Annotated in this window: 15 protein-coding genes; 1 reads left to right on the top strand and 14 read right to left on the bottom strand. The window is 43.0% G+C overall.

Annotation, left to right across the window (positions count from 1 at the left end):
* Positions 1–8: 8 nt before the first annotated feature.
* From ACSQ8P_RS11640 to ACSQ8P_RS11600, 9 genes are all read right to left on the bottom strand, one after another.
* Entirely contained in the window at positions 9–2,261 is a 2,253-nt protein-coding gene (locus ACSQ8P_RS11640; protein WP_436235311.1) for a helix-turn-helix transcriptional regulator, read from the bottom strand.
* 50 nt (positions 2,262–2,311) lie between these two features.
* The gene (locus tag ACSQ8P_RS11635; protein ID WP_436235310.1) at positions 2,312–3,175 is read right to left on the bottom strand and encodes a carbohydrate ABC transporter permease; all 864 of its coding nucleotides are present in this window, start codon (positions 3,173–3,175) and stop codon (positions 2,312–2,314) included.
* On the bottom strand, positions 3,169–4,074 hold the full coding sequence (locus ACSQ8P_RS11630) for an ABC transporter permease (protein ID WP_436239508.1): 906 nt from the start codon (positions 4,072–4,074) through the stop codon (positions 3,169–3,171). Before ACSQ8P_RS11630 ends, ACSQ8P_RS11635 begins: the two co-directional genes overlap by 7 nt.
* Positions 4,075–4,232: 158 nt before the next feature.
* A complete protein-coding gene (locus ACSQ8P_RS11625) occupies positions 4,233–5,843 on the bottom strand; it encodes an extracellular solute-binding protein (RefSeq protein WP_436235309.1) in 1,611 nt (536 codons plus the stop codon).
* A gap of 319 nt (positions 5,844–6,162) precedes the next feature.
* Positions 6,163–7,506 carry a NosD domain-containing protein gene (locus tag ACSQ8P_RS11620; protein ID WP_436235308.1) on the bottom strand — a complete coding sequence of 448 codons (1,344 nt, stop codon included), beginning with the start codon at positions 7,504–7,506 and terminating at the stop codon, positions 6,163–6,165.
* Positions 7,507–7,542: 36 nt separating this feature from the next.
* The gene (locus ACSQ8P_RS11615) at positions 7,543–9,042 is read right to left on the bottom strand and encodes a glycoside hydrolase family 32 protein (protein ID WP_436235307.1); all 1,500 of its coding nucleotides are present in this window, start codon (positions 9,040–9,042) and stop codon (positions 7,543–7,545) included.
* A gap of 39 nt (positions 9,043–9,081) precedes the next feature.
* Complete coding sequence (locus ACSQ8P_RS11610) at positions 9,082–9,927, bottom strand: carbohydrate ABC transporter permease (RefSeq protein WP_200962437.1); 846 nt, start codon at positions 9,925–9,927, stop codon at positions 9,082–9,084.
* Positions 9,928–9,943: 16 nt separating this feature from the next.
* On the bottom strand, positions 9,944–10,825 hold the full coding sequence (locus ACSQ8P_RS11605) for a carbohydrate ABC transporter permease (protein ID WP_436235306.1): 882 nt from the start codon (positions 10,823–10,825) through the stop codon (positions 9,944–9,946).
* 69 nt (positions 10,826–10,894) lie between these two features.
* Positions 10,895–12,274, bottom strand: coding sequence for an ABC transporter substrate-binding protein (locus tag ACSQ8P_RS11600; RefSeq protein ID WP_436235305.1), 1,380 nt, complete (start codon positions 12,272–12,274; stop codon positions 10,895–10,897).
* Between the two features lie 357 nt (positions 12,275–12,631).
* On the opposite strand from ACSQ8P_RS11600, the gene ACSQ8P_RS11595 reads away from it, so the two are divergent.
* A complete protein-coding gene (locus ACSQ8P_RS11595) occupies positions 12,632–13,513 on the top strand; it encodes a helix-turn-helix domain-containing protein (RefSeq protein WP_056615607.1) in 882 nt (293 codons plus the stop codon).
* A gap of 207 nt (positions 13,514–13,720) precedes the next feature.
* On the opposite strand, the gene ACSQ8P_RS11590 is transcribed toward ACSQ8P_RS11595, so the two are convergent.
* The 5 genes from ACSQ8P_RS11590 to ACSQ8P_RS11570 form a co-directional block, all read right to left on the bottom strand.
* Positions 13,721–15,778 (bottom strand): methyl-accepting chemotaxis protein, encoded by a 2,058-nt coding sequence (locus ACSQ8P_RS11590; RefSeq protein ID WP_436235304.1) that lies wholly within the window; start codon positions 15,776–15,778, stop codon positions 13,721–13,723.
* A 17-nt stretch (positions 15,779–15,795) separates the two neighbouring features.
* Positions 15,796–16,773: an ABC transporter permease gene (locus ACSQ8P_RS11585; protein WP_056615613.1), complete on the bottom strand. Its 978-nt coding sequence runs from the start codon at positions 16,771–16,773 to the stop codon at positions 15,796–15,798.
* Entirely contained in the window at positions 16,770–18,326 is a 1,557-nt protein-coding gene (locus tag ACSQ8P_RS11580) for a sugar ABC transporter ATP-binding protein (protein ID WP_056615616.1), read from the bottom strand. The genes ACSQ8P_RS11585 and ACSQ8P_RS11580 overlap by 4 nt, the downstream gene beginning before the upstream one ends.
* Before the next feature lie 101 nt (positions 18,327–18,427).
* Entirely contained in the window at positions 18,428–19,426 is a 999-nt protein-coding gene (locus tag ACSQ8P_RS11575; protein ID WP_235550475.1) for a substrate-binding domain-containing protein, read from the bottom strand.
* A gap of 470 nt (positions 19,427–19,896) precedes the next feature.
* Positions 19,897–23,946: a GH32 C-terminal domain-containing protein gene (locus tag ACSQ8P_RS11570; protein WP_436235303.1), complete on the bottom strand. Its 4,050-nt coding sequence runs from the start codon at positions 23,944–23,946 to the stop codon at positions 19,897–19,899.
* Positions 23,947–23,957: the final 11 nt, after the last annotated feature.

The following is a 23,957-nucleotide window of genomic DNA, read 5'->3' as shown; positions in this document are numbered from 1 at the left end:
CCCGGCAGTCAGCCTGCCGCCATCTTGCGAAACTCGCTCGGCGAAATGCCATAATATTTCTTGAAAGTTGTGGTGAACGTAGAGGCGTTGAGATACCCGGTCTTCTCCCCAATTTCAGCCACGCTCAGTTCCGAATGCCGCAGAAACTCTCGAGCATGCGATAACCTGACTTTATTGAGGTAATCGACATAACCGACGCCAAACGTTTTTTTGAAATAATTCGAAAAATACTTCGGACTCGTATTCAGCAGCTCCGCCATATGGTCAAGATATAAATTTTCCATATAATGCAGCTCAATATACTGGTTGATGAAATCTGGATTCAGCTTGCTTTTCCCTTCCTGCAGCCGTTTGTTGCCGATGAACCGCACGATGTCCTGGAGGGCTTCGATCACTTCCGTGCTGCAGTAAGCGTGATCTACCTTTCGGCAGAACGCCATTTCAAGCTGCAAGCTCTCTTTGCTGTCGGCAGCGATACTTTCGTTAGGTTTCATCAAATAGAAAAAGACGCTTTTCGCAAGATGAGCAAGCTGGTAATGATGAATGCCGAGTGCCGTATTTTCCTCAAAAATGCTTTCCAGCATGTTTAAGGCTTCATCCGTTTTGCCGCTCAGCAGCGTATTTGAAAGCCTCTCGAGGCTCTCAAAAGAAAAATGAATCGCGGGTACATACCGAATCGACTCCATATCGACAACCGCCCGCACAGAATCAATGTTCCGATAGTCCCTGCCGTTCTTGAGGTCCTGATAGGCTTCCTGGCAGTTGGTCACTTTGGAATCGTACAGTCTGCTAAGGCCGACCCATAGCCCGCAGCTTTTGAGCTCTTCCTTGACCACCCGCTTCGTCCAGCCTTCCAGCGCATCCAGTACCGCTTTCCGCCCGGAAGGCAAGGGGATGCCCACCAACGCCGTGAATTGCATTTCGCCCGTATAAAAGGCAGCTACCGGTCCCGTTTTGCCGAGCACTTCCACCAACAGACTCGTGATCTCGTCGATGGGAAGCCCCTGCCGGGAATCTCCTTCCGAAGGCGGCTTGATCAGCAAAGCGACCATCACAAACTGCCGCTCCGGGAAAAAGAATTCGTAAACAGGCTGCAGCCGCATTTCCAGCTCTCGGGTGTGTGCATATCCGTCTAGCATTTGCAGGAAAAGACTCCTTCGGAGTTCCTGATCCGCGAATCGGATCTGCTCCTTCAGCGCTTCATTCTCCGTTTGCACCTTGACGATGGCGCTGTAAATTTTGCGGAAATCGTTCCCCTTCACTTGACCTCCGCCGAACAGCTTCAAGATGTCCTTGACCGGCCGGTACAAGTAGACACTAAGGAAAGCGGATAGCAGCACTGCGCTAATAATAGCAGAAATCATAATCATATGGTTGGCGGTGCCCACAGAATCAATATTTTGAAATTTGAACGGCACCTTGTTGATATAAATAAAATCGTTGTACTCCGACTTATAAAAGTGGTACTCTACGTCTTTGCGGGTCAGTGTCGCTTCCTTCTCCGGTGAGAAATATATCTCGTTCAGGATGTCGCCGGGCTCCTGCGTCGGATCTGTGCTCAACACCACATTGCGGCTGGCGTCCAGCACAAGGAGTGAAGCGCCGGGAATCATCGCTTTCAAATCGATTTGCTTGAGCAGCTTCTCCGCATTCAGCAGCACCATCACATTCTTACTAGACAAGCGGACCTTGTTGCCATCCATGGCCACCATCAATTGCTGCGTTCTGCGTGTCAAGCCGTCCGTCGAAACCGCATAATCCGCAATCGGGAAAAACGTGAGCGCATGCTTGGAGGCAGCAACCATTTGCCAATAATTGGCGGTATACGTATCGTGCTTATACTTTTTATCGAACAGAACTTGAAAGTCGCTGGTCCCCCTCGAAGTCACAGCCAAATCAAGACCATCATAGAATACGACGATATCTTCGACATAATCAATCGACGAGGCTAGTCGGGCTAAGTGCTCTTGCAGCGTATACGCCTTTGACATTTCGATGGTCTTATTTTCCGACTCCAAATCGTACGGCAGCCCGTGAACGCTAAAAATCAAATTGTTCACTGCAGCGAAGGAGCTGTCGAACGATTGAATAATATTTTGTACGATGAGCCGGTTGTTTTGCGTGACTTTCTCGTAAATGCCGGAAATCGAGTTTTTGTAGACAATGTAGTTGGAGATAAACATGATCACGATGACTAACAATAATGCGAAAAAAATTTGCAGAAGTCCTCTGCTCGCCATTAAGCGGTTGAACGGCGTCACCCTATCACCTCGTTCGGAGTCATCCAACTACTATTCAACATGCGTCCGTTTTAACCCTTTTCCGAGCCGAGCATCACCCCTTTGGCAAAATATTTTTGGGCAAACGGATAAATCAGCAGCACCGGAATCATGGAAAGCACAATCGTTGCATTCTTCATCGCCTGTGGCGCCAGTGCAGCCCGGTCGACAAGACCGGCGTCGTTTTCAGCATTGTAGATCAGCATATCTCTCAGCACAACCTGCAGCGGGTACATTTCCTTGTCGCTTAGATAGATCATCGGGAGGAAAAAGCTGTTCCAATGCCCCATGAAGTAGAACAACCCGATGGAGGCGAGCGCCGGCTTCGACAGCGGAATGACGATGGAGAACAAAATGCGGTAATCGGAAGCACCGTCGATGACAGCAGCTTCGCGTATCTGGGAGGACATATTTTCATAGAAGCTTTTAAGAATAATCAGCTCCATTGTCCAAATCGCATTCGGCAATACTAACGCCCACACTGTATCGAGAAGGCCGAGCTGCTGCACGACCATATACGTCGGAATGATCCCCGCGTTGAAAAACATCGTGATGACGATCATCAGCATGAAAACTTTCCGTCCGAAAAAGGTTCGCTGCGAAAGCGGATAGGCGGCGACGGCTGTGAAGAGCAGATTAATAAATGTGCCCAGCGCCGTATAATACACGGAATTGAAGTAGGCTCGTGGGATCTTATCGTTCTTCATTACTTCCCGATAAGCGTCGAGGTTAAGCCCCTTGGGAAAGAGAAACACTTTTCCTTGAATGACGGCCGACGTATCACTGAGCGATACCGACAGAATGTACAATATCGGATAGAGCGTGACAATCGCGATTCCGGATAACACGAGGGCGTTTACAAGAGTAAACAAGGTGATTTTGCGGCGGCCTACCATAACCCATTCCCTCCGATCCGTTTGCTCATATAATTCGCTCCGAGCAGCATAATCATGGCCGCTAGCGCTTCAAACATCCCAACCGCCGCCGCATAGCTGTAGTTGGACTCCAGCAAGCCTTTTCGATAGACATAGGTTGAAAACACATCGCTTACCTCATAGGTCATCGGATTGTAGAGCAGCAGCACCTTCTCGTACCCAATACGGATCATCGAACCTGTTTTCAAAATAAACATCACGAGCAGCGTCGGCAGCAGTCCGGGCAGCGTAATGTGCCGCATCATGCGAAACCGGCTAGCACCATCGACCTTCGCCGCCTCGTAGAGCGTTGGGTTAATGCCCGCAATTGCCGCAAGGTAAATAATCGCTTCATAGCCGATCTTCTCCCAAATATCCGAGATTACGTAGATCGGGCGGAACCAGTTCGGATTCACGAGAAAATACGTCTTTGGAAAGCCGAGTGCCGCCAATAATTGATTGAGCAGACCGCTGGTCGGCGACAGAAAGTCAATGATCATGGAGCAGATGATGACCACGGATAGAAACGCCGGCAAATAGCTCAGGGTTTGCACGGTTTTTTTAAACCAGGTTAGGCGGACTTCGTTCAGCAGAATAGCCAGGAGAATCGGAAATGGAAAGCCGAATACCAGCGTGTAGATGCCTAGCAGAAATGTGTTGCGAAAGAGCATCCAGAAATCCTGATTCGTAAAGAATTGGATAAAATACTTAACGCCTACCCAGTCGCTGTCCCACACCCCGGTAAACACACTGTAGTCTTTGAAGGCGATAACTAAGCCGTAGAGCGGGCCGTACCGGAATATCAGATAGAATAGCAGGCACGGGGCAAATAAAATGAGCAGCTGACGATCCCGCTTCATATGTTTGAATGCGGCGGCCATTCGGGCTTGTACCGGTCGCGTTCGCCGACCTTTCGGGGCTGTCTCCTCTATAATGGGTTGTTGCATATGGGTCCCCTCCAATCCGGGATGAGAGGCGCCTTCCGACTAATATGCATCCTATGTAGCGTTGACCCGGAAGGCGGTACTCTCGATCTGTCTTATTTGACGGCTTCATAGCGCTTCTGCGCATCGTTGTATACCTTGATGTAGGCGTCCACACCTTTTTTGGCAATCGTTTTCTTCCATTCTTCCCACTGCTCGTCGCCGTATTTTTTATCCAAAACATACTTGGCGTTGAACTCCTCAGCTGCCTTTTGCAGTGCCGTTTGCAGCTCAGCGAGGGTCGAAATCTCGGCGTCGGTAAAATTCAGAATCGGGTCAATCGGCTCTCTTTTGCTGCCTTTGAGAATTTTATCCTGCGCTTCCTTCTCTTTCTCCGAGAATTTGTAGTACACGCTGCGGTGATCCGGGCGGAGATAGGCGCTTTCCAACCACATCGCATAGCGATCCTCCAGCACGGAAATATCCACCAGCGGCAGATCCTTCAGCTCCGGATACACAGGCGCGCCGTCCTTGCCCCACTCGAAGTTCACGCCTTCGACGCCCAATGTCATCAGTTGCGAGCCGGATGGGGAGGTCAAATAGTCCAGCAGCTTTAGCGCAGCTTCTTTATTCTTGTTGTTCGCCACCGTCACACTGAAATCGGACACCTTCGGCAGCGTTCTGACGTTGCCCGTCGGACCTACCGGATTCGCATAGCGCAAATTGTAGTCCGGATTCTTTGCTTTGATCTGGTTGTAGAACAGATCCAGGCGGCCGATCCAGTCCCACGTCACAAACGATTTGTCCGTCGTCATCTTCGTTGTCCAGGAATCCTGCGTGTCCGTCAAAAATTCAGGATCGATCAAACCCTCGTTATACAGTTTCTTCATGAAATCCAGCATGTTCTTATGCTCCGGCTGAATGCTGGCGAACTTCCACGCTTTCTCTTTCTCGTCGTAGTACGCCGGATAGCTGTCACTGCCGATTCCCCAGCCGTAGGACCAGTCACGAAAAACGTTGGCAAGCCCTTTAGACGCATAAGGATAAGCATTCGGATACGCTTCTTTAAGCTTCTTCAGCGCCTGATAGAACTCGTCCGTCGTTGTCCATTCCTTAATCCCGAGCTTGTCAAAAATATCCTTGCGATACAAGAAGCCGTGATTGACATCGCGGTTCAAATCGTAGATCGGCCATGTGTAGAGCTTTCCGTTCTCGTCACCGTAAGACTTGACGACCCAGCTGTTTTCTTGCAGATACAGCTTCTTGAAATTCGGAAGCATCTCGGCGTAGTCATTAATAGCGACGACGCCTTTTTGCTTTCCGATCTTTTTGAGCTCCGCCGCTTTGAGCCCTTCGAAAATATCCGGCAGCTTCCCGGAGGCAACAATGACTTTGAGCTTATCTTGGTAGGTTTGAGGGGAATACGTTTGAAAATCGACTTTAATGCCGGTTCGTTTAAGTATCTCCTGAACGACGAGTTTATCTTCTTTAATGTTAGTCGAGTTGCTTGGCAGCATCCAGGTGAGCGTCGTTGGTTCATTGACGAGCGGTAGTTTTAACCCTCCCGTATCGCCGTAAGGATTGGCGGCTTGTGTAGCTGCAGGGGCAGTTGAGGCGCTGGCGGCGGCACCTCCTTCCTTCTGGCCACCGGTCGTCCCGCTGCAGGCGGTTAAGATCGAAGTCATCAAGGCAATGCCGGCAACGGAGCTGATCAGCTTCTTGGACATGTTCGTTCCTCCCTTTTTTTGTTGTTTGCGTGTTCTGAATTTATCATAAAAGCGCCTTCTTCTTTCGTAAACCTCACAATTTCCGCACCCTTTGTTTTATCGCAGAGTGAAACCAAAAAATCCGAAAAACCTTGTTGCATCAAGGTTTTTCGGCATGTGGAGAATGCTAAAGTAGTAGAAAATCATAAAATATGAGGGTGTGATGGGAGGCACTTCCATCGCTAGGAAGCACCAAAAAAAATTAAATGACAAACGAAATAATTCAAGTGTCCGACTTGCAATTGAAACTTTGGAACAAAAACATAGTTGAATATATTATTTATGTTCCTGGCGTTGGAGTGGCTCTGAATGCATTTACAGTCTTGTCCATAACAACCTGTGCATCACTTCCCGAATCAAGAATCGTATTTTGAAGCGATTCTTTTTCTACCAATACTGTTGTTACGGTAAGCGGCTCTGATGCTTCGGTAGTCAACAAAGCGTCTACTTGCGCAGAGAAACAAGAATCACTTACCTTGGCATGAACCTCCGTGGCAACAACATGATTATTAGAAATATAATTTCCATTACCCGAAACAATACGTATGATTACAGGTGTTGCACCTACCGGCTTGATGTTCTGAGTATTAATTCCTTCAGAAAAGTGATTAGCAATTACAGAATTATTATTGCCACTGATATAGAGGAGACCATACAGATCATCTAAACCATTGTCTATTCCCAGAAAAGGAGTCCAAGGTTCATGGTCTCGTAAAAAGTGATTTGAAGAAACCAAGTTTTCAGAACAATTTTCCCTGAATACAACCATTCCTGGATAAAATGAGTGAAGTCTATTATTAGTGATACTGGAACGTGTCACACCATCAAAATAGATACTGCTCGCACCTCGTGGAAAAACATTATTCGCTGTAATCAAAAGTCCACCAAAATTTTGAGCGTAAATTGAATATCCTTTAAAACCGGCTCCTATCAAGTTATCGGTTATTTTTGAAGCCTGGCCCCAACCTCGTAGTTCTATACAGTTACCACATTCAGCTATGAAATTATCATGTATAGTCAGTGCATCTGCATGATAAATAGTAATTCCATGCTCTAAATACACAAACCCCATGCCTGTAATCCGAAATGAGTCACAAGCACTTGCAACATAAATACCCGTTTTCCCGTTAATGTATGTGTTTTCCGGATTTATTTCTCCTGAACCATCTTCAATAAAATGCAAACCATCAATACAAAAGTCAGAAAACTCTACCGAACTTATTCGGGGATTTCCACTTCGTTCAACATAAAATGCAGCTCCTTTATATTCCTCGTCATTTACTTCTAGGGGAATATCTACGAGTATGCGACTTCCTCCCGGCCACAATTCATGCAAATCCGCCCATTCATTCTCAGATGTATTAAAACGAATACTCGAAGATGTAAACCCGTGTCCAGAACCCATAATTTTAAGATAACTGATGTCTATAACTACTTGACTGCCAAGATGATAATCTCCCGGTGGAATATAGATAACCGCACCCGGCTTTCCGCCTTTATTCACATCAGTGTCCGTTTGCCTACTTTTAATATCTGCTATAATGCTATTGATTACCTCACCAATATCCTCATACGGATTACCGACAGACCACTCTGTTACGTCGTAATAATTTTTACTAGCCATAAATAAATTCTCCTATCAATTAAGTGTGTTCTTCCTTCACCATACAGAGTGAAGTTGCCATATATCAAGAGAAATGAGTTCCACCTTATCTCCGAGGCTAAAAAGTTTCAAGTTTATACTGTACGGATTAGGATATATGTTATTGGTCATTGTCGTGCGCCCTTCATCCGCAAATACTTCAACAACGCAAGTATCTACGTAGATATGCAGCCTTAATGTATCCTTATCGGCAGATTCTAGTTTACATTTTCGAATCCCCTGACTCCATCCGTCCGATCTGTTTCTATCAAATTGAAGTTCGCCGGTCTTAGGCGAATAAGAGAGTACCGTCTCCTCGTTGCCGTCATCCGACACCCGCATTTTGAAGCCAAATTCCTCCGCGTGACAATTTTCCAGATTAAATTCCGCCACAATCTCTAAACTATCCCCTTCTATCGATCGGGGAAGCGCTTGTATTTCCCCTTCTATCGCCGTACGGTCAAGATGGAAATGTCCCCCCCGTATCGCCTTTAATTCTTCAACTGGAAGAAATCTCAAATGTCCGTCATCGTCCATTTCTACAGTTCTTGGAATGGACATCGCGCCGCACCAATTGTTTTTAAAAGTGGGACCGAAATTTTGAAACCACGGCATCCAATCCCAAGCGTTCAACCAACCTATAATAATTCGTCTTCCATTATCATCAAGGAAGGATTGAGGAGCATAGTACTCGAACCCGCAATCCACTTCTCCACAATAATCCCAAGTAAATTTCCCACTACTATAATCTAATGAACCAGTTAAATAACTCGCTTTTTTTTCTCCCATTCCCATTGGGGAGAACATTAGTACATAACGATCGCCAAGCTGAAAAATATCCGGACATTCCCACATCGTACCCATCGTACCGTCACTCTCAGCCAATACACTTACATACTCCCATACATACAGGTCATTCGAGCGATAAAGCAAAGCTCTTCCTTTTCCATCTTTACTTGAACCTACGACCATATACCATTTATCTTCGTGTTTCCATACTTTCGGATCCCTGAAATCAGAGGAACTCCCTTCTGGAGGAACAGAGATAACCGGATTCCCTACATATTTTTGAAATGTCACGCTATCGGTACTGGAAGCTATACTTTGGGTTTGAATGACACGCCCTTCCTTCATAATCGTGCCGGTGTAGATCAAAGTCAATATCCCGTTGTCATCGACGGCGCTTCCGGAAAAACATCCGCCTTTTTGGTCAAGATCATAGACTTCACTTGGCGCAAGTGCAATAGGAAGGTGTTCCCAGTGAACCAAATCTTTACTTTTTGCATGGCCCCAATGCATCGGACCCCACTCGGCTGAATAGGGGTGAAACTGGTAAAACATATGATATTCTCCTTGATAGTATATAAGCCCGTTAGGATCGTTCATCCAATAGGCGGGAGGCATAAAATGAAACTTTAAGCGCATAGGGTCTTTACCCACATGATCCTTTATAGTTGCAACTGATTGTTCTGCTTTACCTAACATGAGATTATGGAACGTATGGTGATCATATTGCATCAATATTTCCTCCACTCTTTATTTCATCATACAAATTCTCTATTCTTTAACAGCACCCATTGTCATTCCGCGAACAATGTATTTTTGCATTACAAACGAAAACAGCATGACAGGAACGCTAAATATGGTTGCCGCAGCCGTCATTGGGCCTAGATCCAAACCGTAAGCTGTTAAAAACTCTGAAATTCCTACTGGCACCGTTTTGGCTGAAGTACTTGTTAAAAGTAATGCGAACAAGAAATCATTCCAGGAAAGCATAAAGCTAAAAATTGAGGTAGTTGCGATTCCAGGCAGCGAGATCGGTAAGATAATACGCATAAAAGTTCCAAACATCCCGCATCCGTCGACACGCGCAGATTCATCAAGCTCTTTTGGCAAATTGTCAAAAAAACCAATCATCATCCAGATAACAAACGGAATGTTTATGCTGGTATAGACTAAAACTAATGCTAATTTTGTATCCATTAAACCTAATTGCCCAATAATACGATACATCGGTATTGCAACACTAATCAGAGGCGTCATACGAACACCCAAAGTAAAAAGCAGAAATAAATTCCCTAACTTTGATGCGAATCTGGTTAAGCCATAAGCAGCTAATGAACCCAGAAAAACACTCAATAGTGTACCTGACATTGCAGTTATAAGACTGTTAACAAAATATTTGCCGATTGCCAGTTGATGAAACAGGGCATTATAATTGGCTAAAGTAAACACAGAAGGCAACAACGTAGGGGTTGTGGAAATCACTTCCCTTGGCGGTTTCAGTGAAGATAACACAAGGTAAGCGTATGGAAATAAAGTAACAACCAAAAAAATACATGAGATGACGAATACAAATAAACTGGCAACTCTGGATTTTTGTTTACTCATAGTAATAACCATCTTGCTGATCTCCTTCCTATCGAACCGCTTTCTTATTTGGATTCCAGAATTGTTTAAAAAAGAATGAACAGATTACCAACAAGATAATCATAAAGATTACAGCCATTGCGCTTGCATATCCTTCTTGATTGTATCTGGCTACCGATTTATAAATTAATGTGCTTACTAAGGAAGAGGAACCATTCGGACCGCCTTGTGTCATCACCCAAATAATATCAAAGGATTTAGCTGCATCAATCATACGTATGACAACTGCAACTAAAATGACCGGTTTTAAACTTGGCAGTGTGATATGCAAAAAGTTTTGAAACTTATTTGCTCCGTCTATGCGGGCAGCTTCGTATAAACTTTCAGGTATACCTTGTATGCCCGCTAATAATATCAACATCATAAATGGCGTGGTAAGCCATACATCGGCAATCATACAGGAAATTAAAGCCAACTTGCTGTCAGATAACCACAAGATACTTTGAGGATTCTTAATCAAGCCCAATTTGTATATAATTACATTTAAGATACCAAATTGGTCGTTTAGCATAAATTTCCATATTAAACCACAAACCAAAGGAGAAATCATTAATGGACTCAACAGCAAAGTACGAATGATGTTGGCGCCTTTAAACCCTGTACTTAGCAGAAGAGCAAGAAACATGCCCAATATTAACTCAATTGCAACTGCACCTATCACATACACAATTGTATTGAGTAAGGATTGATAGAATGTGTCCGAAGTTAAAGCGTGAGAGTAATGCCGTAGACCAATAAATTTTGAAGGATCTTCATCCTCAAAAAAACTATCTTTAAAAAGTAACATCATTGGGTAAACAAAAAACAAGATCATGAAGACGAAAGCCGGTAGAAAAAATAAGAAAGAAAGCTTCTGATCTCTTAGAGACATATCCATCATCCTTCTGTAAGAATTGGAATTCGGTTAAAAAGGGGCTCGAACCTGAGCCCCTTTTTCCATTTATTTTCCTTGTATCTCGTTAATTTTTGCTGCGGCTCTGTTTAATGCTTCTTGCGGTGTTTCCTTTCCGGAGAGAGCTACTTGAATTGCAGAGACTAATGCTTCATTTTCGATTTCGTTCCAATGTGGCAATATTGGACGATTTTGTGTTTGGCTGGCAGCCAGTGTAGTTTCAAGCGCTTTTAGGTGTGCATATTCAGGTTTTTGACCGTATTTGTCAAAGACCGATTTTCGTGCAGCCACTCCTAATGCTTTCATAAACAATTCATTTTTTTCATAAATAAATTTCACGTATTGTTTTGCGATATCTTGTTTTTTGGAAGTGCTCGGGATCACTTGATACCAAGGTCCAGGCACAACCCCTACTCCGGAATCACCAGCAATCATTGGAGCGGCGCCCACTTTCCCCGCTACTTTCGATTTGCCTGGGTCGTTAGAAGGGACAAAGAAATGAGCCCACTCAAGCATCATAGCCATTTTTCCATTCCAGAACATTTCAGAAATTTCAGAAGAGGCCATGTTTAGTGCACCTTCTGGCGCAGACTTGTCTTCACGTAAAATCTTTGTTTCAAATTCCAGAGCCTTTACATATGGTTCCGAGTTGACTAAGGCTTTATTATCTTTACCCACAACCAAAGGTTTTGCTCCTGCTTGAGCGGCATGGTCCAACCAACTGGCAACCGAATCCCCGTTATTCATCCCTAATATGCCCGTACCATATAGATCAGTTGCCCCATCTTTATTCGTATCACGAGTAAAGAACTTGGCGACATCCCTGTATTGCTGCCAATTCGTAGGCGGCTTCAAATCATATCCATATTTAGCCTTAAATGCATCTTGTTCCTTCGGATCATTAAACAAATCGGTTCGATACAATAAAATTTTTGAGTTCGTCCAAACCGGCATGCCCAGAATTTTACCGTTCACTTTACCGCCATCGACTACATTAGGTACAAAATCATTTTTGACCTCATCCGTCATTAAGTCATCCATAGCTACCAAGTTTTTTGCCAAAGCAGGAAACCACAAGATATCGATCGTGGCAACATCGTATGCTCCTGAGTTAGCTTTCATTTCTACATTCAATTTGTCATAGACACCGATGTAGGGAACCGTTTCAATCTTCACTTCATAGCCAGTCTTTTGCTTAAATTCTTCCGCCGTTTGGCTGGCGACCGTATTGGCCGGACTTCCACCCTCAACCAGAACCGTGATAGATTTATTCGACGAGCCAGATGCTCCTTTCTCAGAAGTTTGTTGTCCTTTATTGGACGCAGAGCTTTCAGGGTTCTTTTCATTACTAGAACATCCAACCAAAATCGCTGAAAAAGACATGCACATTACAAGAACACCAGATAATAATTTACCTTTTAATTTCATAAAAAGTTACCCCCTCATTATTATTTAACAAATGGTAGTCCTTCTAAAGGACTATTAGGTTGCCAAGCGTTCATAGTAAGTTCCTACATCATTTTCATTTGTTTTGTCATTACGCTTTCAAATACACTCAAATATCCCCAGGACCCCCCCCAAGTAAACAGAAAAGTTTATCCAAAATTGTGTTTCTCGAAAACCGTTTGATTTTCTCAGAAAACGTTTGATTTTCTCAGAAAAACGTTTTCTTTTCTCAGTTAAACGTTTTCTTTTCCACAAAACCAATGATATACTAATAATGAAACATTGTCGTTGGCTTAAATTATGATTAATTTGTCAAATATTTTGGTTGGAGGTTACTACATGAACTTACACAATCTGTCTCCTTATTTACGAATTGCTATGGATAGCTACGTCTCATTTCCTTGGTTTTTAGAGGAAAGGGTATTATTTGACTATGAAATCCTTTATCTCAAAGAAGGCAGATTAAAAGTTACTGTAGAGGATGATGTTTATTTTGGAGAACCAGGTGACATATTTTTCTTTCGCCCCAAACAAAGGCATTCGATTAGTAAAATTGGAACTGATTTAGTCCGACAGCCCCATTTGCATTTTGATTTGTTCTATCAAGAAGATAGTCCCGATGTTAAAGTTTCTTTTAAAAAATTAGAAAATATGACAAACGATGAAATGAAGTGGTTCCGAAGCGACGAGATTGACAGATTAACTCTTCCTCTAGCAAGTCATATACGGTTGCGGTATCATTTAGCTATAGAAAAATTACTTTATGAAATTATAAGAGAATTTCAAATGAAGCTGCCATTTTATGAATTAAATATTAAGGGATTATTTATTCAATTATTCACCGCATTATTGCGCGAAAACTATTGGAACAGAAATCCTCACTTATTTTCCAATATCAATGAGTTGGAGCAAGTCAGAATTTTCTTAAAGCATAACATTGGTCAAAGGGTGACTTTAGATGAACTTGCCAAAATATCTGGAATCAGCAAGTACTATTTGATCACACTGTTTAATCAAACATTTGGAATGAGTCCTATCCACTATCACCAATTAATGAGAATAGAAAAAGCAAGAGAGATGATCCAATTCACTGATGAACCTTTAAAACGAATTGCGGAACTTATCGGATTTCCGGATATTCATTCTTTCAGTAAAGCGTTCAAAAAAATAGAAGGCGTTAATCCTTCTTTTTATCGGAAAAAGAAAACATCTCGCTCATAATTACATGTCCATAGATGTGTGTTATGTCCAAGCATTGCCCAGTGTAACCGCTTACATATAATGACAAAAAAAGGTCTGCATAGCTATCCCTAGGCTATTTGAGATTCCCCCAAATTGCCTATCAGCTGAAAGCAGACCATCTAATGTTACTATCATCACGTAAAGTCAATTAGTCTATGTATCGCTTAATCACATCCGATTTACAAATTACTTGAGTTTAAATGAAGCTACAGATTGCTGTAAGACCTTAGCCATATGGGCTAATTCGTTGGAATAAGAAGCAACTTCTTGGATTGCCGCTGTCTGTTCCTCTGTCGTTGCCGAGATGTGATTGGTTGAACTTGCTGAACTTCCGTAGAAATTAGAGACTACCTCCATGTTTTCAACCATTTTCTGCATATTCATTCGAATCATTATAATGTCATTGGTCATTTCGCCCGCTTGCCCAGATACCCCATCGACTAAGTTAAGAATCGTAGAGAAGGAATCTCCAGCCTTTGTCGTAAGCTGCTTCCCTTCTTGAATAGATGAATCTGCATTTTCCATCGCTTTCACTACTTGCGAAATATCTTCCTGGATCTCTGCAATTAATGTTTCGATCTCACTATTTGATTTCGTTGAATTTTCAGCAAGAAGGCGAATTTCACGAGAAATCACCGAAAATGTTTTACCATTAGATCCCGCTTCGGCGGCAATAATACCTGCATTTAAAGCAAGCATTTTCGTTTGCTTGGCGATAGTGGAAAGTAAGGTCATAATCTGATTGATCTTTCTGGACTTATCTTCTAACTGTCGGACTATTCCAACCGAATCGAGTGAGTTTTGAGAAATCAAATTGATCTGATTTATTGCTTCCACAATATCCGCTTTTCCTTCAATGGACGTTTGCAGCGCTTCCTTTGCGGATTGGCTCGCAAGTTCAATTCGTTGCGTTATTTTTTTAATATTCACAAACATAACTTTTGTTTCTTCTACAGCTTCATCGGTTAATGAAAGTTGTGTATGCGTCCCACCCGCTACTTCTTGAATCGATTGTGCAATTTCTTCTGTTGCTTTCGCGGATTGTTCCGCATTATCGGATAAAAGAACAGAAGTTTCAGATACGCTTTTCGCGCTTTCAGATACTTGCAATAAAATGGACTTCAAGTTACTTGCCATTGTATTTAGATTTGTGCCCATTTGGCCAAATTCATCGACCGTTTTTATAGGTATAGTCTGGGTTAAATCCCCGCTTGACATCGATTGAGAAAGAATATTTACTTTCTTAATGTTATTGGTGATGTATAAACTGTAGAAATAAATCACCATGACAACAACACATATCAATACAATTATGATCATAACCGAGATCATGAAATAATCGTTTAGCTTCTGGTAAAGCTCCTCCTGCGATATGACGATGGCTAGTTTCCATGATGTATCTGGAACCGTCTGATAATAAACGATATTGAGCCCCCTATCGTCACTAAAAACGGCATTTCCATTATTATTCGCCAGTATTTCTTGGCCAATTTGTGCCAAGCTTACATTAGAATCATTCTTGATTTGATGATTCGCCACGCTCTGGTTATCTTTATTAGCAATAAAGTTCCCATTACGATCCAACAAAAATGCCCATCCATTTTTTCCAACATGAATGTCTGAAATCTTCTGCTGCAGGCTGTTCAAATTGATGTTGGCTGTAACTACGCCTTGAAATTTATTATTGGTGTAAAATGGAACCGCTGTTGTTAAAATCATAGCATTGGAGGTTTTATCAAAAAACGGATCCGTCCAAACCATGGTTTCCTTTGTGTTTTTACCAAGCAGATACCACTCTTTTTCGGGATAATTATATTCTTTCGTATCATAATCATTGGAAAATAAAATGCGACCGTTGTCTCGGTAGGCATAGGAACTGTAATATTGCAAATAATTTTTATATTGATAGGGCTCATACCATATCCCAACTCCAAATGTGTCCGGGTTTGTGGACAATAAACCTTGAATAATCTGGAAATATTTACCTTTATCAATCTTGTCTCCTACAGGTTCAATCGTGCGTGCTAAGCTTTCAGGTATTTTACTGTGTGCTGTTAATATGGTTTGCATATTGTTGATCGTTGCGTTTAATTGATATGCCATTTTATCTTGAATTTCTGCATTGATGATATTTTTAGAATAACTGTAACTTAACGCAGACAACGCAAACATGGATAAAATTAACATTGGTAGAATCGTGACGATTGTGCGGGTACGTATGCTTTTAAAACGAAATTTCACCATATTAACAGCCCTTCCTCTTACTTATCGCTACGGAGACGATCCAAAAGTACCGCAAGTACGATAACAACACCTGTAATAACGGTTTGCCAAAAGAAGCTAACATTTAATAGTGTCAATCCATTTCTAATTACGCCCAAGATTAACACACCAATAATCGTCATTTGAATTCGGCCAATTCCCCCAGCTAGGCTCGTACCGCCTAGAACAACTGCAGCAATGGCATCAAGTTCGGCCATGCTTCCAGCATTCGGCTGACCGGAAATTAAACGGCCTGCTAGAACTACGCCAGCTAATCCCGCACATAAACCACTAATGGCATACACATTAATTAACGTCTTTTCAACCTTAATACCTGTTAATCTCGCTGCCTCTTCATTTCCCCCAATTGCATAAATATGTCTGCCAAACATCGTGTATTTAAGTACGATAAACATTACAACATATACACTGAGCATAATGTAGATGGGGGTTGGAACCGATAGTATCTTCCCTGATCCAATAAACTTAAACGGTTCCGAAGCCAGTATCGTAGGTAATCCTCCGCTAATTACGAAAGCAGCACCTCTTATATAAGTCATACTTCCTAATGTAACAATAAAGGATGGAAGTTTGGTTCTTGCAGTCAGAAAGCCGTTAATCCATCCTGCTGCATATCCCACCGCAATTCCAGCGAACATGGAAATAAAAGGGTTAACTCCTTGTTTGGAAAGCATGACGGAAATAACGCCCGAAAGTGCGATCGTAGATCCCACAGATAAATCAATCCCGCCAGTCAGAATAACTAATGTCATACCCGCTGCAAGAATTCCGTTAACGGATGATTGTTTTAAAATATTGAGAATATTCCCCGTATCCGTGAAATTAGGTGCAAAAATGGCGAGTATAATACAAATAGCAACTAACACGATTAACATGCCTAGTTGATTCCAAATTTTTCTCATGGATAATCCAATATTACGTTTATTATTAATGATTGCTTCCATTCCAGCGCTCATTTGATCTCCCCCGTTGCATAATACATAATTTTCTCTTGCGTCGCGTCTTCGCGCCTAAGGTTTGCTCGTAATTTCCCCTCATGCATAACAAGTATACGATCACTCAACGCTAATATTTCTGGCAGCTCAGAGGAAATGGCTAACACAGCAAGGCCGTTTTTGGCTAATTTACAAATAACTTTATGAATTTCAGTTTTGGCGCCAATGTCGACACCTCTTGTCGGTTCATCTAACAAAAGCACTTTAGGCTGGATGGATAACCAACGTGCAAGCAGCGCTTTTTGCTGATTTCCTCCGCTTAAGCTAACTACCTTTTGTTCTTTACTTGCCGTTTTAATGCCTAATTCTTTAATATACATATCAGCTTCATCATTGATTTGCGACCAATCTAAGAGCGATGCTTTTCGATATTTAAACATTTCAGCCATCATAATATTTTCTTTGACAGACATATTTAGGAATAGTCCCTGTTCCTTACGGCTTTCCGGTACATGGGCAATCCCATATCGCATGGCATCCTCTGGAGAAGATATTTTCACAGATTGACCATTAATCAGAATTTCACCTGCTGATATTTCTGATAAACCAAAGATCGCTCTGACTAATTCTGTTCTTCCTGCACCTACCAATCCTGAAATCCCAACAATTTCTCCTGAATACACCTCTAGCGAAATATCCTTTACATTTTTGTTATCAGATAATCCTTTAACCTCTAAAACCGGCATTTTATCTTTGATCCAGCTCGTATGTGAAGGCGGTTTTTGAAATAAATCGGTTAATTCACGGCCAACCATTGTCTTAACCAGATGCTCCGGATTGGTTTCGGCGATAGGGATCGTTGTAATCCACTCTCCATCACGCAAAATGGTACACCGATCAGAAATTTTAAAAATTTCATCCATACGATGTGAAATGTATACAATCGCAACACCTTTTTGTTTTAGTTCATTGATAATAATAAACAGCTTATCTATTTCTTTGTGGGTTAACGAAGCTGTTGGTTCATCCATCACTAGAACTTCTGCTTCTATAGAGAGGGCTCTCGCGATTTCCACCATTTGTTGTTGGGCAACACTTAAGGTTGAGACATATGATCTTGGATCCAAGTCAGATCCGATTGATTTTAATAGAAAATGGGCTCGTTCGTGAACTTTCTTCCAGTCCACCATACCGAACTTGTTTTTAGGAAATTTGGTTCCCATCAATACGTTCTCACCGATGGTTATATTCGGAGAAAGATTAAGCTCTTGATGAATGACACTAATGCCTTTCTCACGCGCTTCCATCGCATTACGCCAAGTGATCGATTTGCCTCGATACCTAATCTCGCCGTTATCTGGACGATGTATCCCTGCCATAATCTTCATAAGTGTCGACTTACCGGCGCCATTCTCTCCCATTAAAGCATGTACTTCACCTTTATGCAGGTCGATATTTATGTTTTTTAAAACGGTAACCCCAGAGAAAGACTTGGAGATCGCTCTCATGCTTAACGCTATTGACGATGATTCAGAGGAAATGTTCTTTTCAACTTCCGCTTGCACAGCTTCCATGTTCTCACTCCAACCAATTTAATAATGAATATCATTTAATGACAATTGAATGAATACGATGTGGCACTCAGGTAGAGAGTAACCACATCGCAAGAATAAAACTACCAGCCTTTATAGTCTTTTACGTTTTCTGTCGTAATGAAGTCAGTTGGAAGTTTAATTAATGGTTCCACTTTTTCACCAGCAAGAACTTTAAATGCTGTTTCAACCGCAATTGTAATCATATTAAATGGGTTTTGTGCCGAGCTTCCAACATAGCTTTTGTTTTCTTTCAGTGTTGTCACTGCATCAGGAGATCCATCCACACCAACGATAAACATTTCCTTGTCGCGACCGGCTTGCTCTGCAGCAATTTTGGCGCCAATACCTGTTGGATCATTAATAGCAAATACAGCGTCGATTTGTCCTTTACCGTTTGCTTGTAAAATGGTCTCCATCTTAGCAAGCGATGTTTCGCGATTACCGTTACCATTTTGATTTGCAACTATTTTAATTCCCGGAGCTGCTTTGAGAGCTTCATTAAATCCTGCAATGCGGTCTGTTACAGCGGACACCGGCGGTCCATCTAATACGGCAATATTTCCTTTTCCATTCAACCGTTTAACCAAATATTCACCCGCAATACGTCCTGCTTGAACGTTATCGGAAGTTACACTCGCATTAACGCCACCTTCAGAAATTGTATCGACAGAAATGATTGGGATACCTGCTGCTTTAGCTTGACCCACTGCTGCTGCGATACCTTTGGTATCTACGGAACTTAGAATAATCATACTTACTTTTTTGGTAATAAAATCTTCGATTTGAGCGGTTTGTGTAGCCAAATTATCTTCTGCACTAACGGCGATTACTTCACCGCCGTGTTTCTTAGCAGCTTCAGCTGCACCTTTGGACATCGCTACGAAGAAAGGATTGCTTAAGTTTTGTACGGTCAAACCAATAACTACTTTTTTCTTTGGTGCCGGATCTGCTGCTTTAGCTGCGCTAGCTGTTTCTGCTGGCGCCCCAGTTGCTGCTGCGGGTTTTGTTTCCACTGCTTTACCACAAGCCGAAAGTGCAAATACAACAAATAGTAACAAGAAAATCTTCATGTTTTTCATTTTCAAATTCCTCCGAATTATTATATTTTTTTTAAAATAAGTTTGGCGAATAATAGGAAGCTATGTGATAATTAAAGTGTAATTGTTTTTCTATGAACATGTTTTAGAGTCCAATTGTCTATCACGTTTAGCGACACAAGTAGCCAATTGCAAAACTCTTTAGCATGTTCTTTTTCCCTCCTTTTTTTGATACAACCAAATCCCCCAATTGAAGCATGATTGACACTAATCACTTACCTAAAAGAAATCTCACCTCCTTAAAAGAGTGGATGTTTGTTTTCTGTGTATTCATCATACCTGTGTTAAATACAAAAAATAATAGAAAATCTTCTTGAAACTGTTGAAATTTTTCTATTATCTTCATTCAGATATGAGAAAACCTCTTTTCGGGAACCGAAAACTTATACTTTCTTATGTGATAAAAAAGACTTAGCATGATGTGGAATCAGGCTAAGTCTTTAAATCTTGTTTTAAGGGATTCTAATTGGAACATTCACATCATCAACATTGATATGGCCAAAGCCACCCATCGCGTTGTCGACAATCTTAATGTAGCATGTCGTTCCTATATATGCGGATGCATTCCAATTCTTTCGAGTATACGCCTCACTATTTAGTCCAGTTTCTTTGAATAAGATAGCGTTGTCGGAAGCCCGGACAAGAGCAACGTACAAGTTATTCAAGTCTTGCCCTCCCCCAACGAGAAGGTCGATCTGTCCGTCCCCTCCAAGCACAAAATTGGTGGATTGCATCGAGCCAACCTGGCCATCACCTCCATTATTGAAGCCCCAATAGTGATACGTACCTTGTTTGTTGAAAGATTGCGGCGGATTCCAAAAAGTCGATGCGGGGCTCACGTCGCCGTCCGTGAATGCATTGCCGTTTGTCACGTTCCAACCGCTTAAGTTGCCGAGTTCAAAATCGTGGTTCGCCAACTGGCCTATCAAAGAACCGGGTTGAACAGGAACATTCACGGCATCGAGATTGATATGGCCAAAACCTCCTGTCGAATTATCGACCACTCTAATATAGCATCTTGTGCCAATATAAGCTGAAGTATCCCAGTTACTTACTGTATATCCCTCGTTGTTAAGTCCCGTTTCTTTGAACAATATAGCGTTGTCGGAAGCTCTAACAAGAGCAACGTACAAGTTATTAATGTCTTGCCCTCCTCCTACGCGAAGGTTGATTAATCCGTTCCCTCCAAGCACAAAGCTTACGGATCTCATCGCGCCAACTCGATTATCGCCTCCATTATTGAAGCCCCAGAAGTGATAATCGCCTTCTTTGTTGAAAGATTGCGGTGGATTCCAAAAAGTCGATGCAGAGCTCACATCACCATCGGTGAACGCATTGCCACTTTCCACAATCCAACTGCTCAAGTTGCCTGCTTCAAAATTATGATTGGGTAGTTGCTCTGTTGCTTGGACTGGTATATTGAAATCATCTACATTAATATGACCCCATGAATCGGATCTATTATCGACGACTCTAATATACATAGACGTTCCGATGTATTGGGTTGCATCCCAGTACTTCCTCGTATACTGTTCAGTGTTCCCTTTATGATCTGGCCAATCCTTATAGGTCCCAGGCCCGCTAGTCCGATAAAGCTCTTTGCCGTCAGAAGAACGAACAAAAGCAACATAAAGGTTGTCAATATCAATACCGCCTCCAACCAGGAAATTAATTTGTCCATTACCTCCTAACGTAAAGGTTTGCGATCTAAGCTCGCCGATTGAGGTGTCTCCTCCACCTCCATTGGAACCCCACAGGTGAAAGGCGCCTTGTTGGTTAAACGGTTGCACGCCCCACCAGGTTGGAGATTGGGTCACAACGGCGGGATCGGTGAATTCATTGCCGCTGACGACCGTCCAATTGCTTAAATCCCCCGCTTCGAAATTGCCATTGGTCAGAGGTGTTGATGCAGGAGGCGCAATAACTGTAACGGTGCTTGTCGCCAGGAAACCTCCGTCTCGCGTTTTCGCCGTAATGATCGCGGTTCCAACCGAGTTTCCGCGAACACTTCCATTTGTTACGGTTGCGACGGCAGGGTTGCTTGAAATCCAAACGATGTCTTTATTCGTTGCGTTGGACGGAGCTACAGTAGCGTAAAGCGTTTGCTTGCCTCCGGTGAAAACTTGGGAACTCTCCGTATTCAGGCTTACTCCGGTTACGGGTACGGGAGTATAGGCAGAATTCATGTTCCAGATCTGCAAATGTTTCACCTTGATCGTATCCGGGTTGACATCCCCGAACAACTCCAAACCTAGCGCATCGGATTTTGAATATGTACGGGTAGTAATCGATTTCAGCCCGTTCAAATAGGATTCCACCATCGATTTATCGAGGAAAATGTGAAGCTTTACCGTATCGCCGGCCAAATCGATCGTGCCGCTGTCGATGCCCTGCTGCGGCGGCCCGGTGATGGTGTTCGTCCGGTCTACTCCGTATTCTTTCGTGCTTTTTTTGTAGTACAGCAGTGTCTTCTCACCGCTGGTAGGAGACTTCCGTACATACATGCCGACTTTATCCGCCTCTCCGGGCGCTAGTTCCATATCGATTTCAAGCGTATCACCCTGAATGTGGGACAAACGTTCGTTCGCATCAGTAAACGAAGTGTCCGTAGCGATATCCAGCAGCTGCGTACCCCTGAGCGATTGCAGTTCAGAAATCGGATTGATGCCGAGTCGACCGTCAGGACGCAGATCCAGTACAACAGGTAATCCAGCATTGTGCGCCCAACCGGCATCCGAGTCTGCCTGCGAACTCCGATTTCCTTGAGCGATCGTATTCAATATTGTACGATTTGGTGTATTGTACGCTGATGTTGATTTATCTACAAATCCGCTCGGCCCGGTAAAATGGAAACCGCCATAGTCCATCAACTGCGGCGCATCTGAACCGGGATCAGGTTTAAACTTGGATGTGACGTTATCCCAGGTGCCAATCCAGTAAAATACGCGGGCTTGCCCCCCGACAGGGCTGACCATAAATATGTATTTCTGGTTGCCCAATGAATCCTTGATCGGCAGCAGAACAGGCAGCTCCCATACATTACCCAACTTCTCAGGGGATAGATTATTTTGATAAAGCGGTCCCTTATACTGCCAGTTTGTCATGTCCGACGAGGTATAGACCAATGCTGTTCCGCCTTGACCGTTAACGCCTGATCCAACAAGCATATTCCAGGTGCTACCATCCTTAAATACAAATGGATCACGAAATTGGCCTTGTATTCCCTGACCATCCTGTTGAGTGACCGCAAGTGAAGCGTCTTTATCCCATCGCTTCAAATCATTGTCGTGATCTGTAGGATACGTGCTTCTGGCCAATCCAACATTTTCTTTATTAGTAGCCTTCGCATCATTACCCGCCGTGAAAAACAGCGCAGGATTCCCACTGTCATCGATAACCGAACTGCCCGTCCAATCGCCGTCCGGATCAACTTGGAAAAGTGATGGCGCGAGTGCAGGGGGAAGATCCCGCCAATGCACCATATCCGTGCTGACCCAGTGGCCCCAATGCATATTATGCCAGTAAGGCCCTTGCTGATTAAATTGGTAGAACATATGATATTGCCCGTTAAAAAAAAGTGGTGCATGTGGCTCATTCATCCAATGCTGGGGCGCAATGGCATGGTAGGTCGGTCGGTAATTATCCCCGTTATAAACGCTCCGATCAAAAGACAAATCGGGTGTTGGCAAATTGCCGCCAAGGTTGGTCAAATACGAGTTGTACGAATTTTGGACTTCAGTTGCTGTCAAAGCGCCGTTATAAATTTTCAACTCATCAATTAAACCGTTAAATGTATGATACGGAAACAAGGATGGACTAGCGCCGTATGTGCTTTCGTTATTAGTCCCAATCAACAAATTGTTTGCGGATGAAGTAATCAACGTATGGAGTGGCGTTCTTTTTGAAGCCACCTGCTTGCCGTTCAAGTAAAGCACAGCCAGACCTCCCGTATTATCGTAAGCGCTGTCATAAGTAGCTACGATATGGGACCATTCGAATTTAGGCAAGGGCTCATAGGACCATACATCGTACCAGGCACCGTTCGAACCGAATTGGAAGGACCATGTCCCAAAACGATACATACCTAATAAAAACCCTTGTTTTTCGTTTTTGGATTGCTGATTGACAATAGCATCCAGTTTGAAATCATCACCCCATGTATAAGCCCGCGGAGCAACCCAAGTTTCAACGCTTATTTTGCTCTGAGGAATGGAAATGGCAGGATGCGATACCCAGGTTGAATAGCCGTCAAAAAGCAGAGCGCTGCTGCTAATGCCATCTGTTTTCCACTCTGGAATAGCAGGCGTAGGTTTAAAATAATGGATCGGATCATCTATCTGGGAAATTTGCTCCTTCGTCACATTGCCCGTCCCTTCATTGAAGTTCCATTGAGCGACAACGCTTGAAGCCGCGTTAGAAACCGGGGAATTAATCACTATACTTGAAGCAAAAATAACCATTGTGAAAAACAGGACCCGCAATTGTGTCCATTTAATTTTCATGTATCAGCTCT

Origin of the sequence: Paenibacillus sp. LjRoot153, from assembly GCF_964253085.1 — a bacterium.
Classification (GTDB): Bacteria; Bacillota; Bacilli; order Paenibacillales; family NBRC-103111; genus Paenibacillus_E.
Note: the sequence above shows the minus strand (reverse complement) of the source record. Positions and strands in the feature narration are given on the sequence as shown.